A 12365-nucleotide genomic window follows, 5' to 3' on the forward strand; every position below is an offset into this window, starting at 1 on the left:
AGTTAAAACTCAATAATTTGAAAGCAAAGTGAGATAAACATGTGGAAATGGCTTCATCCCTATGCCAAACCTGATGCCGCTTACCAGCTGTGTGGTAAGTTGTTGCCTTGGTTTGCCAGTTTAGGATTCCTGTTTCTTGCGGTAGGAACGGTGCTCGGTTTGGCCTATGCACCTGCGGATTACCAACAAGGAGACAGTTTTCGAATCATTTATATCCATGTTCCCGCAGCGATATGGTCGATGGGCGTTTACATGTCGATGGCCATCGCCGCATTTATCGGGATAGTCTGGCAACTGCGCATTTCGGATATGGCCGCGTTAGCCATGGCACCCATCGGCGCGGTGTACACTTTTATTGCCCTTATCACTGGTGCTATTTGGGGCAAACCGATGTGGGGAGCATGGTGGGTGTGGGATGCGCGTCTCACCTCTGAGCTTGTTCTGCTGTTTCTCTATTTAGGGGTTATTGCGCTTTATCATGCGTTTGATGACCAAAAAACTGCGGCAAAAGCGGCGGGTATATTAGCCATCGTCGGAGTGATTAACCTGCCTATCATTCACTTCTCCGTTGAGTGGTGGAACACCTTGCACCAAGGTGCCACGATCACTAAGTTTGCCAAACCATCGATCGCACCAGAAATGTTATGGCCACTGCTCGCTTGTATCTTGGGTTTTGCGTTCTTTTTTGCCGCATTGACCATGATCCGCTTACGCAATGAAATTTTGAGCCGAGAAAGCCATCGTCCTTGGGTGAGTGAGCTTGCCAACCAAACCGTGCGAGGAAATCGGTAATGCATTTTGACTCTTTCAGTGATTTTTTAGCGATGGGCGGTTATGCCGCTTACGTTTGGAGTGCTTTCGGTTTGACTTATCTTTCCATGGCGATGTTGTGGATCGTCAGCGTTCGACGCAAAACCAAGTTACTCAACCAAGTGCGCGATAAATTGGCGCGTCAGGCGCGTATTGATGCTGCGAAACATATGGAGAACACACTATGAACCCAAGACGTAAAAAGCGGCTCGGTGTTGTTTTGGCCATTCTATTTGGCCTTAGCGCGACCATTGGGCTCATCATCTATGCCTTGAATCAGAATATGGATCTCTTCTATACCCCGACTGAGCTCGTGTATGGCAAAGAGGGGAAAAAGCCGGAAATCGGCCAGCGTTTACGTATTGGCGGTATGGTGGTGGAAGGTTCGGTAAAACGTGATCCGAACTCATTGAAAGTCAGCTTTGATCTACACGATGTGGGACCAAGTATTACCGTGACCTATGACGGTATTTTGCCCGATCTGTTCCGAGAAGGTCAGGGTATCGTAGCACAAGGGGTGTTAGTGGAGCCGACCAAAATTGAAGCGTTTGAAGTGCTGGCAAAGCATGATGAAAACTATATGCCACCAGAAATTGCAGATGCGATGAAAAAGACCCACGCTCCACTGCAATACTCGCAAGAACAGAAACAAGGAAGCGCCCAATGATTGCTGAAATTGGCCACTTTGCACTGATTGTATCGCTCAGCTTAGCGATATTACTCAGTGTGCTGCCATTAGTTGGGGCGTCACGCAACAACACACTATTGATGAACACGGCTCGCCCTTTGTCATGGGGTATGTTCTTTTTGCTGTCGATCTCGTTTGCGGTTTTGCTGTGGGCGTTCTATATCAATGATTTTACAGTGCAATATGTGGCAAGTAACTCCAATAGTGAGCTGCCTTGGTACTATCGCCTCACTGCTGTATGGGGAGCGCATGAAGGTTCATTACTGCTTTGGGTGCTTATCCAAGCGGCTTGGACTGTGGCTGTCGCGAGTTTTAGCCGCGGTATGCCACAAGAATCGGTAGCGCGTGTGCTTGCGGTGATGGGGATGATTACTGTTGGGTTCTTACTCTTCATCATTCTGACGTCTAACCCGTTTTTACGCACCTTGCCCTATTTTCCGATTGACGGCCGTGATTTAAATCCGCTGCTGCAGGACCCTGGGTTAATCATTCACCCGCCTATGTTGTACATGGGATATGTGGGATTCTCAGTGGCTTTCTCGTTTGCGATTGCTTCTTTGATGACAGGCCGTCTCGACACGGCATGGGCACGTTGGTCACGACCTTGGACAACGGCCGCTTGGCTCTTTTTGACGCTGGGTATCGTACTGGGTTCATGGTGGGCTTACTACGAACTTGGCTGGGGCGGTTGGTGGTTCTGGGATCCAGTGGAAAACGCCTCTTTCATGCCTTGGCTTGCCGGAACAGCGCTGATGCACTCATTAGCGGTGACTGAAAAACGCGGCACGTTCAAAGCGTGGACGGTACTGCTGGCGATTTCTGCATTCTCGTTGAGCCTATTGGGCACCTTCTTAGTGCGCTCAGGCATCTTGGTTTCGGTGCATGCTTTCGCCTCCGATCCGGCGCGCGGTATGTTCATTCTCGGCTTCTTGATTGCGGTGATTGGTGGTTCACTACTGCTATTTGCGATCAAAGGTGCTTCAGTACGAGTGCGTGGTAATTTTGAGCTGGTATCTCGTGAAAACAGCTTATTGGTAAACAACGTGCTGCTGATGACTGCACTCGCGGTAGTACTGATTGGCACCCTGTTGCCTTTAGTGCACAAACAACTGGGTCTTGGTTCCGTCTCTATCGGTGCGCCTTTCTTTAACATGCTGTTTGCCTGGTTGATGATTCCTTTTGCATTTTTTATGGGAATTGGTCCACTGATCCGCTGGAAGCGCGATCAAATCTCCACACTCTTTAAACCTATGCTCATCACAGCGATGGCATCGTTAGTATTGGCAGCGTTGATGATGTGGCTGAATGCTCCGACGTTTAGCCCAATGGCTTATCTTGGTTGGGTCATGGCGTGGTGGATCTTACTGTTACACGCTTATGAACTGCACACGCGAGCGACTCATCGTCACCGCTTCATAGTTGGGGTGAAGAAACTGCAACGTAGCCACTGGGCGATGATGCTTGGTCATGTTGGTTTAGCGGTGAGCATCATTGGTATTGCTATGGTGCAAAACTACAGCATTGAACGTGATGTGCGTTTGGCTCCGGGAGATAACTTCCAACTCAATGAGTACAACTTTTACTTCCAAGGTGTGCGTGATAAAGATGGACCGAACTACGATGGCTACATTGCTGATTTTGAAATCACTAGCCAAGGCCAATATATCAATACATTGCATGCTGAGAAGCGTTTCTATCGCACCGCAAAGTCAATGATGACCGAAGCGGCGATCGACCGTGGCATTACGCGTGACCTTTACATTGCGATGGGTGAGCGCTTGGATGATAACCGCTCTTGGGCTGTGCGTATTTATTACAAACCTTATGTGCGCTGGATTTGGGCTGGCGGCTTGCTGATGGCCATCGGTGGTGCCTTAGCCATCAGTGACAAGCGTTACCGCTTTAGAAAAAACGCACATCAGGAGGCTTAAGTGAATAAGAAGATTTTATTTATCCCGCTAGTGGCGTTTTTGCTGTTGGCTGGTGTGTTTGCTACCCAGTTAATGAAAAACTCCGCAGGGGATGACCCAACCAAGTTGGAATCGGTTTTGGTGGGAAAAACCGTACCTGAGTTTCGTCTCGAAGATCTGGCAGAGCCCGGTAAGTTATACGATCAGTCGATTTTCAAAGGCGAGCCTTTACTGCTCAATGTATGGGCAACCTGGTGTCCAACCTGTTATGCCGAGCATCAATACCTCAATGAGTTGGCCAAACAAGGGGTAAAAATCATCGGTCTTAATTATAAAGATCAGCGAGATAAAGCAACTCAATGGCTAAATGATTTAGGCAATCCTTACCTGATCAGCTTGTTTGATGGCAATGGTATGTTGGGGCTGGATCTTGGGGTCTACGGCGCTCCAGAAACCTTCTTAATCGATGCCAATGGCGTGATTCGCTATCGTCATGTTGGGGATGTTAATTCGCGCAACTGGCAAGAAACACTCGCGCCACTGTATGAAAAAATGCTGGCGGAGGCGAAACAATGAAAAAGTGGTTGTTTGCGGTCTGTGCCGCCATGCTGATTTCTCTCTCGGCGTTTGCAACGATTGAAGTGTATGACTTTGATACCCCAGAGCAGGAGAAACAATTTCAAGAATTGGGGGCGACCTTGCGCTGCCCGAAATGTCAAAACAACACGATTGCCGACTCAAACGCTGAGTTGGCACAAGATCTGCGCCAAAAAGTGTATGAGATGACCAAAGAGGGTAAATCGAAATCGGAAATCGTCGACTACATGATTGCGCGTTATGGCAACTTTGTGACCTACAATCCGCCATTTACCTTAGGTACCGCTGTTCTTTGGCTTGGGCCTATTTTAGTGTTAGTGATTGGTTTCACTGTGATTGTGTTACGCAGTCGTCGTAAAGCGCGTGATGCTGCGAATAATGCCGAGTGGAATGAAGAGCAAGAAGCCCGTTTGAAAGCATTGCTAAAAGAAGAGCAAGAGGGAGAGAAGTAATCATGTGGATGTTTTGGATCTCGACCCTATTACTGGTGGCGATTGCGGTGGTTTTCGTCATTATTCCGTTTATTCAAAAGCGTGCGAATAACGATCAGGCTTTGCGTGATGAGCTGAATAAAGCGTTTTACAAAGACCGCTTGAAAGAGCTTGAAGAGGAAACCGAAGAAGGCATTGTTGCCGATCAGCAAGATTTGATTGCCGACTTAAAACAGACTCTGCTTGACGACATTCCAACCCAGCAAAAACATCAACAGGAAAATCGTGTTTCACTGTGGATGGTTGCCCTGCCTTCAGTGTTGTTAGTGGTCGGATTGAGTTATGCGCTGTACGCCAAGTTTGGTCACTATCAGCACATTCAGGCTTGGCAGCAAGTGTCAGCACAACTGCCTGAATTATCGAAAAAACTCATGTCGCCACAAGCGGAACTCAGTGACGAAGAGATGAATGATTTGACGTTGGCACTGCGCACTCGACTGCATTATCAGCCTGATGATGTGACCGGTTGGTTGTTGCTTGGTCGGATTGGCCTTGCTAATCGCGATCTGGAAACCGCGATTGGCGCGATGAAGAAAGCTTTTGCTCTGGATAATGAAGATCCGGATGTGAAATTTGGTTACGCACAAGCTTTGATGCTTTCGAATGATCCTGTCGACCAGCAAGAAGCGAAGTCGATTCTGCTCAAGTTAGCCCAACGTGGTTATGCTGATTTACGCGTCTATTCATTATTGGCGTTTGATGCTTTTGAAAGTGGAGATTTTCCTGCTGCAATCAAGTACTGGAGTTTGATGCAACAAGCGATTGGTCCTGACGATGCTCGTTATGAGATGCTCAGCCGCAGTATTGAAAGCGCTCGTAAGAGAATGGGCGAGGGCATGGCAGAGGGTCAATCGGTGAAAGTCACCATTAATCTAGGCGAGCAGCTTAAGGTTGATCCTAACGCAGTGTTGATCGTCTCTATCCATGCTCCCGGTTCACCAATGCCTGTTGCTGCAGCCCGTTATCCGCTAGGTGAGTTTCCAAGAACCGTGGTGTTGGATGACAATAACAGCATGATGGAAGGATCAAAATTGTCCAGTCTTGAGTCGTATGTGGTACGCGTGCGTATCGACAGCGATGGTAATGTGGCGACGAAAAGCGGTGACTGGTATGCCGAAAGTCCCACAATGAAAACAGGTGAGCCTGTTGACGTTGTGCTTGATAAGCAGTATGAATAAAATCACAAGCTGAAAAATAATATAACAATAAGGCCGATGGGATCATCGGCCTTTGCACATGGAATTACGTATGGTTGGCCGCTTATCTTGGATTACGCTATTCACACTTTTTTTAGTTGGGTGCAGCAGTGCACCTGATGACTCCTCCCCTCATTCGCAGGTGAACGATCCTCTGGAAAGTTTCAACCGGCAAATGTGGACAATTAACTATGACTACCTAGACCCTTATGTGGTGCGCCCGGTCTCTCTATTTTATGTCGGTTATGTACCTAAGCCTGTACGCAGTGGCATTGCCAACTTCCTCTCTAACTTAGACGAGCCTGCCAGCATGGTGAATAACCTGCTGATGGGCAATGGGACAAAAGCGGTCGATCACTTTAATCGTTTTTGGATTAATACCAGCTTTGGTTTACTCGGTTTGATTGATATCGCTTCTGAAGCCGGCATCAAAAAATACGATGATAAGGCGTTTAGTGATGCGGTAGGCCATTACGGTGTGGGCAATGGCCCCTATTTAATGGTGCCAGGTTATGGTCCCTATACGGTACGCGAAGTGACCGATGTGGTGGATGGCATGTATTTCCCGCTTGCCTATCTCAATATCTGGGCTGGGATAGGCAAATGGGCACTTGAAGGCATGGAAACACGCGCTGCGTTAGTCTCGCAAGAGGCCTTATTACAAGACTCACCTGATCCTTACAGTTTGGCTCGCGATGCTTATCTTCAACGGCAAGCTTTCAAAGCGGAGATCCAAGTGGATGACTATGACCCTGAGGAAGAAGAGTATCTCGATGAATATTTAAATGAAGGGTTATGATCGCCTCTGAAATCAGGCTGACATAACCCTGCCGCTAAAGTATTCATTGGAAACAATATACTCTGTATTACGGATCAGCTCTTCCCGCATTTCTGACCAGTGTACGATTTCATCGTTGGCGCTAGCGATTTGAGGGACAACTCCCCCCACTCGAATATTAAACGGGGTAAGCTCTTGAGCCCAGCTCTGAGTAAACCCCGATACCATCGAATTGGCACTCACAATACCGGATCTATCTTGTACTGTGTTGTAACACACCACATTGACGATGACCCCTTTGGTTTGTCGTTGGCGCATCCTAACAGAGCAAGCATGACTGAAGTTAAACAGTGAAGACGCAATAGCCGCGAGCTGCTGAATAAACTGCTCGCTAGGTTTTTCATCGACCAGTGACGGCAATGGCGCAGACGGTAAGTTGTTGATCAGCACATCGGGCGCACGCTCAAATTTTTGCTCGACCATATCAAGCAGCGTCTCAATACTTTCTGGGGAAAAATCCTTGAGATGAAAGTAGGCAACTTGTTCTGAGAGTGCATGGCAGCGCCAATACGTATCGACTAATCCTTGTTGATCGCGATCGCAGAGGATCACTTTGGCTCCTAACTTCACAAAATGTGTTGCCAGTGTGCTACCCAAGGCTGAGCTTGCAGAAGTAATTAATATTATTGCACTTTTTATGTCCATGAGTGCCACCTTACCTTATTTTTATCTGCCTTTTTAACCGTGAGGTTTCGCAGGGGGTTTGGACAGCATGGTTGATTACATGTGTATACAGTGTGAATAAGTTCAAATAACTTTGGATTAACCAAACTGAAACTTAATACTTTGCATCCATTCACAAAAAATATTAAACAGAATCCTTGTTTGCAGTATGCCTTATGTATATCCCCTTTCTACTTGAAACTCAGGGGGGGCTAGGTTGGCTTCCCAAGTGTAGAGTCACTCTATACACATAGTGCTGCCTAGTGGCCGCTTACCTGCAACTCACAGTAGTTTGGACATAGAGCGAATGGCTTTCTTGCAGAGGAGAAGAAAGGCGAGAACAGAAGGTCAAGATTAACTAGCAGTACGTAATTGATCTTGGCGATAGGCGGTGGCGAGACGATGATAAAAGTCTTTTGCCAATAGCGTAGAGGGTTGCTTATCCGCGAGGTGACGCCGTTCGTGCCCTGAGAGGTTCAAGTACACCTCTTCAGGCAAACCTTGAGTATCCTGTGGACGATAAGTAAGCACTTCCGGTGTGAGATAGTGACTGAGCTTTGTGCTGGCCATGCCACCTTGATGAAAGAGTGCGGATTGTCTGGCGGAGATTTGATAGGAGCTCTTATCATTTTCTAGGCGTTGAGGCTCTGCGAGTTCAAAACGCTGACGCAATACTTGTTCCGTTGTCGGTGGAACCTCAATTTTATCTACTGGTGTATTATCACGGACATCATTAGAGAACAGGGCCAAGAGTAAGGCAAAGTCGGCACGACGCCCATGCGTCACTGCTTGGCTAATTCCTTGGCCAAAATGCAGTTCGCTAATGACACCGGCTTTATCTAATGTATGGACTTGCATGACACTCCCCCCTTGATGTCCATATAACGGCACAAGAGCAGAAAACTTGAGGTGAACAAATGAAAAAAGCCTGCAAAATTGCAGGCTTATGACGATTAATTAAGCAGTGTCAGCTTATTTTGCTAGGTTCTGAGCAACGAAGTCCCAGTTAACCAGAGCCCAGAAACCATTCATGTAATCTGGACGTACGTTACGGTAGTCGATGTAGTACGCGTGTTCCCACAGGTCAACCGTCAGCAGAGGGGTTACACCTTCTTCAGTCAGCGGTGTTGCTGCGTTTGAAGTGTTAGTGATTGCCAGAGTGCCGTCAGCTTTTTTCACCAACCAAGTCCAAGATGAACCGAAGTTGTTGATGGCTGAATCAGTAAATTTTGCTTTGAAGTCAGCAAAAGAACCGAATGCTGCATTGATTGCTTCAGCAACTGCGCCAGTTGGCTCGCCACCACCGTTTGGTGACAGGCAGTGCCAGTAGAAAGTGTGGTTCCAAACCTGCGCAGCGTTGTTGAAAATACCGCCAGTTGAGGTCTTGATGATCTCTTCTAGGGATTTGTTTTCAAACTCAGTACCTGGGATCAGACCGTTCAGTTTTACCACATAAGTGTTGTGGTGCTTACCGTGGTGGAAATCCAGAGTTTCTGCTGAGATGTGTGGTTCCAGTGCGTCTTTCGCATAAGGAAGAGCGGGTAATTCAAATGCCATTGCTCGATTCTCCGTTGAGTGTAAAGAGTGGATTCTCTTTATGTCATTGCTTCCAGTGTATTATTTTCTTCGTCGTTACGACTGACTTGCCAAGTATTTTAGCAACTTTTTACTTTATTAAAAGCCTGAAGGCAGAAAAAGATCCAGCAACGCCAAGTCGAGCGTATATCCATATTGAGAATATGCTTTTTATTCTCGGTTATTCCTTTAGAATGTGCCCATATTTGATGACATCCATTAACGAGGAAGCGATGGAAACTATTGACAAAATCAAACAGCAAATCGCCGAGAACCCGATTCTGCTTTATATGAAAGGCTCACCGAAACTGCCAAGCTGTGGTTTCTCTTCGCAAGCCGCACAAGCTCTGATGGCTTGTGGTGAGAAGTTTGCTTATGTAGATATCCTACAAAACCCAGACATCCGTGCAGAGTTGCCGGTTTACGCGCAGTGGCCAACGTTTCCACAACTGTGGATTGAAGGTGAGCTGATTGGCGGTTGTGACATCATGCTGGAAATGTTCCAAAAGGGTGAACTGCAAACTCTGGTAAAAGAAGCGGCTGCTCGCTCAGCAAGCCAAGAGTAATACTGGTTAAATTTACAGTTTCTCTTGATTTCATAAGGCCACATTGAGTAATGTGGCCTTAATTTTATCTCGTCAGCGATTTCCATGACCCGGTTATTTATTGCAGAAAAACCTAGCCTTGCGCGAGCGATTGCCGATGCACTACCCAAGCCTCATAAAAAAGAACAAGGGTGTATTCGCTGTGCTAATGGCGATATCGTGACTTGGTGCATTGGTCACCTTCTCGAACAAGTCGAGCCAGACGCTTATGATGAGCGCTACAAAAAGTGGAATATGGCGGATTTGCCTATCATTCCACAGCAGTGGCAACTGCGCCCAAGAAAATCCTCCTCTCAACAGCTCACTGTCGTTCGTAAGCTACTCAAAGAAGCAACGCAGATTATCCATGCCGGGGACCCCGATCGGGAAGGGCAACTGTTGGTGGATGAGGTGATCGATTATTGCAAAGTGCCGAAGAGCAAAAAAGAAACCGTGCAGCGCCTTTTGATCAATGATTTAAACCTTTCGGCAGTCAAGCGTGCCTTACAAGGCTTGCGCAGTAATCGAGAGTTTATTCCACTCTCTGTTTCGGCTTTAGCGCGTTCACGCGCTGACTGGCTGTATGGTATGAATATGTCTCGAGCTTATACCCTGCTTGGGAAAAAAGCCGGTTATCAAGGCGTGCTCTCCGTAGGGCGAGTACAGACGCCAGTACTGGGTTTAGTGGTGCGACGGGATGAAGAGATCGAGCATTTTATCCCGCATGATTATTTTACTCTTGATGCTTTAATTCCATACCAAAATGGCACCGAACACTTCGACATACGTGCCCGTTGGAAACCAAGTGAGGCCTGCTTACCTTGGCAAGATGAAGAAGGGCGGGTCACTAACCGTAAATTGGTGGACAATGTCGCCAGTCGCATTGCGAATCAGCCCGCGACAGTGACTGAATCAGAGCAAGATCAAACCAAGCAAGCGGCGCCTTTGCCCTATTCACTTTCAGCGCTGCAAATTGATGCGGCAAAACGGTATAACTTCAGCGCACAACAAGTGTTGGATCTGTGCCAGTCTCTTTATGAAAAGCATAAATTGATCACTTATCCGCGATCTGATTGCCGATACTTACCGACAGAGCATTTAGCTCAGGCTCCCGACGTGGTAGCGGCGATTGCCAACAATGCGCAAGAGATGGTCACCGCAGTGAATGATGCGGATTTATCACTACGCTCCAAAGCATGGAATGACAGTAAAGTCGACGCGCACCACGCCATCATTCCAACGCCGAAGAAAGCGTCGGTTAATGCGCTGTCAGGGCATGAAATGAAAGTGTATCAACTGATTGCGCGTCAGTACCTTATGCAATTTTATCCTGCGGCGATTTATGCAGAAGCCAAACTGGTCTTTAACATCGCTGGCGGTATTTTTATTGCCAAAGGGCGTCAACTGCTCAGTGCTGGATGGAAAGTGTTGGTCGGTCAGCAAGATGAGCAAGAAGAGGGCGTGGATAAAGTGCCTCCTTTGCCTGTTGGCACTGTGCTGCAGTGTCGAGAAGGGGAAATAAAACAGAGACAAACCGAGCCGCCACGCCATTTTACGGAAGCTACATTACTGCAGGCGATGACGGGGATTGCCCGTTTCGTGGCCGATAAAGAGCTAAAAAAAATTCTGCGTGAGACGGATGGTTTAGGCACTGAAGCCACACGAGCTGGGATCTTGGATACCTTGTTTAAGCGTGGATTGCTGCAGCGTGATAACAAGCTCATTAAAAGCACGCCAGCTGGCCGAGGTTTGATTCATGCGTTACCCAGTGAAGCCACCTATCCCGATATGACGGCACATTGGGAACATCAACTGCAAGCGATCGCGGAAAAGGGGCAAGCTTATCAACCCTTTATGCAGACTCTACAAGGCCGCCTTGAGCAGTTAATTGAGCAAGTTCAGGTCGCACCGGTCCCTGTATCATTGCAAGCTTTGCCAGCGGTGAGTAAACCTGCCTTTAAGCGCGCACGCCGTGCACCAAAGAGTAAAGCCAGAACGTATAAAGCTTAATAAACCCAGAGCAGAGCAAAATGATCCCACTGATTTACCATCCTATTTATTCACAACTGGATTTGCCTGTGGGGCATCGTTATCCGATCAATAAGTATCGTCTGCTTTACGAAGAGATTGTGCGTCAAAGAGAGCAAAGTGAAGCATGGCAAGCGAGCTTCGAGTTTCATACCCCCATTGCGGCCGAGCTTTCACGCATCACGCGATTGCATGACCCAGATTATGTGCAAGCTTTGCTCGAGGGGAGGTTACCTGCGGCTAAGATGCGTCGAATCGGATTTCCTTGGAGCAAACCACTGATTGAGCGTACTTTGTACTCGGTGGGAGGAACCTGCCTCACGGTTGAGCAAGCGTTGCAATCAGGGGTGGCAATTCATCTCAGTGGTGGCTATCACCATGCTCACGCCGATTTTGGTAGCGGTTTCTGTCTGTTCAATGATCTGGCGATAGCCGCGCACTTTGCACTCTCTTTGCCTATTGTTGATAAAGTTTTGATCATTGACAGTGATGTACATCATGGTGACGGCACGGCAACCTTGTGCGCGGAACGTGACGATATCATTACGCTCTCTTTTCACTGCGATAAGAATTTTCCGGCGCGTAAGCCTGCCTCTAGTATGGATGTCGGATTTGCTAACCAGACGGGCGATGAAGAGTTTTTGTCCACCTTCATCCAAGTGGTGGAAATGGCGGTCAATCTCCATCGACCTGATCTGATCCTCTATGACGCCGGTGTGGATATTCATAACGATGATGAGCTAGGTTATTTATCCATTTCACAGGCCGCTATCGCGCAACGAGATCGTTTTATGTTGGGTTTGGCAAAGCAGGAGAGCATTCCAATCGCTTGTGTCATAGGCGGTGGGTATCGCGAAGACCATACGGCACTCGTGCCATTGCATCTTGAGTTACTGAAAGCGGCGTTAAGCGCAGGGTATTGAAGCCGAAATGATGGCCGTACGTAAAAGCAAAAAGCCGCTGAATTATCAGCGGCTTTTTTAAT

At 47.6% G+C, this 12365-nt stretch carries 14 protein-coding genes; 11 read left to right on the forward strand and 3 right to left on the reverse strand.

Features of this window, described 5'->3' with window-relative positions:
* The first annotated feature begins 39 nt into the window (after nucleotides 1–39).
* From GOU96_RS03545 to GOU96_RS03580, 8 genes are all read left to right on the forward strand, one after another.
* Nucleotides 40–792, forward strand: coding sequence for a heme ABC transporter permease (locus GOU96_RS03545; protein WP_000266113.1), 753 nt, complete (start codon nucleotides 40–42; stop codon nucleotides 790–792).
* A complete protein-coding gene (gene ccmD, locus GOU96_RS03550; protein ID WP_000545344.1) occupies nucleotides 792–998 on the forward strand; it encodes a heme exporter protein CcmD in 207 nt (68 codons plus the stop codon). The genes GOU96_RS03545 and ccmD overlap by 1 nt, the downstream gene beginning before the upstream one ends.
* Nucleotides 995–1477: a cytochrome c maturation protein CcmE gene (ccmE, locus tag GOU96_RS03555; RefSeq protein WP_042988240.1), complete on the forward strand. Its 483-nt coding sequence runs from the start codon at nucleotides 995–997 to the stop codon at nucleotides 1475–1477. Before ccmD ends, ccmE begins: the two co-directional genes overlap by 4 nt.
* Nucleotides 1474–3429 (forward strand): heme lyase CcmF/NrfE family subunit, encoded by a 1956-nt coding sequence (locus GOU96_RS03560; RefSeq protein WP_148516068.1) that lies wholly within the window; start codon nucleotides 1474–1476, stop codon nucleotides 3427–3429. Before ccmE ends, GOU96_RS03560 begins: the two co-directional genes overlap by 4 nt.
* Nucleotides 3430–3984 (forward strand): DsbE family thiol:disulfide interchange protein, encoded by a 555-nt coding sequence (locus tag GOU96_RS03565; RefSeq protein ID WP_001035064.1) that lies wholly within the window; start codon nucleotides 3430–3432, stop codon nucleotides 3982–3984.
* A gap of 29 nt (nucleotides 3985–4013) precedes the next feature.
* Nucleotides 4014–4457, forward strand: coding sequence for a cytochrome c-type biogenesis protein (locus GOU96_RS03570; RefSeq protein ID WP_171009031.1), 444 nt, complete (start codon nucleotides 4014–4016; stop codon nucleotides 4455–4457).
* A 2-nt stretch (nucleotides 4458–4459) separates the two neighbouring features.
* Nucleotides 4460–5674: a c-type cytochrome biogenesis protein CcmI gene (ccmI, locus tag GOU96_RS03575; protein WP_267781117.1), complete on the forward strand. Its 1215-nt coding sequence runs from the start codon at nucleotides 4460–4462 to the stop codon at nucleotides 5672–5674.
* Nucleotides 5675–5744: 70 nt separating this feature from the next.
* Complete coding sequence (locus tag GOU96_RS03580) at nucleotides 5745–6491, forward strand: MlaA family lipoprotein (protein ID WP_000233071.1); 747 nt, start codon at nucleotides 5745–5747, stop codon at nucleotides 6489–6491.
* A 12-nt stretch (nucleotides 6492–6503) separates the two neighbouring features.
* Here the strand turns inward: GOU96_RS03580 and GOU96_RS03585 are convergent, their stop codons facing one another.
* The 3 genes from GOU96_RS03585 to sodB form a co-directional block, all read right to left on the reverse strand.
* Nucleotides 6504–7127, reverse strand: coding sequence for an SDR family oxidoreductase (locus tag GOU96_RS03585; RefSeq protein ID WP_267781119.1), 624 nt, complete (start codon nucleotides 7125–7127; stop codon nucleotides 6504–6506).
* Between the two features lie 420 nt (nucleotides 7128–7547).
* On the reverse strand, nucleotides 7548–8051 hold the full coding sequence (locus tag GOU96_RS03590) for a VC2046/SO_2500 family protein (protein ID WP_267781121.1): 504 nt from the start codon (nucleotides 8049–8051) through the stop codon (nucleotides 7548–7550).
* A 114-nt stretch (nucleotides 8052–8165) separates the two neighbouring features.
* Entirely contained in the window at nucleotides 8166–8750 is a 585-nt protein-coding gene (gene sodB / locus GOU96_RS03595) for a superoxide dismutase [Fe] (protein ID WP_000863548.1), read from the reverse strand.
* A gap of 251 nt (nucleotides 8751–9001) precedes the next feature.
* Between sodB and GOU96_RS03600 the strand changes: the two genes are divergently transcribed.
* From GOU96_RS03600 to GOU96_RS03610, 3 genes are all read left to right on the forward strand, one after another.
* Entirely contained in the window at nucleotides 9002–9334 is a 333-nt protein-coding gene (locus GOU96_RS03600) for a Grx4 family monothiol glutaredoxin (protein ID WP_000447541.1), read from the forward strand.
* Nucleotides 9335–9418: 84 nt separating this feature from the next.
* On the forward strand, nucleotides 9419–11362 hold the full coding sequence (locus GOU96_RS03605) for a DNA topoisomerase III (RefSeq protein ID WP_134987246.1): 1944 nt from the start codon (nucleotides 9419–9421) through the stop codon (nucleotides 11360–11362).
* Between the two features lie 20 nt (nucleotides 11363–11382).
* The gene (locus tag GOU96_RS03610; RefSeq protein WP_174499657.1) at nucleotides 11383–12303 is read left to right on the forward strand and encodes a histone deacetylase; all 921 of its coding nucleotides are present in this window, start codon (nucleotides 11383–11385) and stop codon (nucleotides 12301–12303) included.
* Nucleotides 12304–12365 lie beyond the last annotated feature (62 nt).

The organism is Vibrio sp. R-1 (genome assembly GCF_035615595.1).
Taxonomy (GTDB): domain Bacteria; phylum Pseudomonadota; class Gammaproteobacteria; order Enterobacterales; family Vibrionaceae; genus Vibrio; species Vibrio cholerae.

Bases quoted from the DNA above. Each gene is read 5' to 3' on its own strand.
- ccmI (WP_267781117.1), top strand. From the start codon at position 4,460: ATGTGGATGTTTTGGATCTCGACCCTATTACTGGTGGCGATTGCGGTG.
- ccmE (WP_042988240.1), top strand. From the start codon at position 995: ATGAACCCAAGACGTAAAAAGCGGCTCGGTGTTGTTTTGGCCATTCTA.
- GOU96_RS03610 (WP_174499657.1), top strand. From the start codon at position 11,383: ATGATCCCACTGATTTACCATCCTATTTATTCACAACTGGATTTGCCT.
- GOU96_RS03600 (WP_000447541.1), top strand. From the start codon at position 9,002: ATGGAAACTATTGACAAAATCAAACAGCAAATCGCCGAGAACCCGATT.
- GOU96_RS03570 (WP_171009031.1), top strand. From the start codon at position 4,014: ATGCTGATTTCTCTCTCGGCGTTTGCAACGATTGAAGTGTATGACTTT.
- GOU96_RS03605 (WP_134987246.1), top strand. From the start codon at position 9,419: ATGACCCGGTTATTTATTGCAGAAAAACCTAGCCTTGCGCGAGCGATT.
- GOU96_RS03545 (WP_000266113.1), top strand. From the start codon at position 40: ATGTGGAAATGGCTTCATCCCTATGCCAAACCTGATGCCGCTTACCAG.
- ccmD (WP_000545344.1), top strand. From the start codon at position 792: ATGCATTTTGACTCTTTCAGTGATTTTTTAGCGATGGGCGGTTATGCC.
- GOU96_RS03560 (WP_148516068.1), top strand. From the start codon at position 1,474: ATGATTGCTGAAATTGGCCACTTTGCACTGATTGTATCGCTCAGCTTA.
- sodB (WP_000863548.1), bottom strand. From the start codon at position 8,750: ATGGCATTTGAATTACCCGCTCTTCCTTATGCGAAAGACGCACTGGAA.
- GOU96_RS03580 (WP_000233071.1), top strand. From the start codon at position 5,745: ATGGTTGGCCGCTTATCTTGGATTACGCTATTCACACTTTTTTTAGTT.
- GOU96_RS03590 (WP_267781121.1), bottom strand. From the start codon at position 8,051: ATGCAAGTCCATACATTAGATAAAGCCGGTGTCATTAGCGAACTGCAT.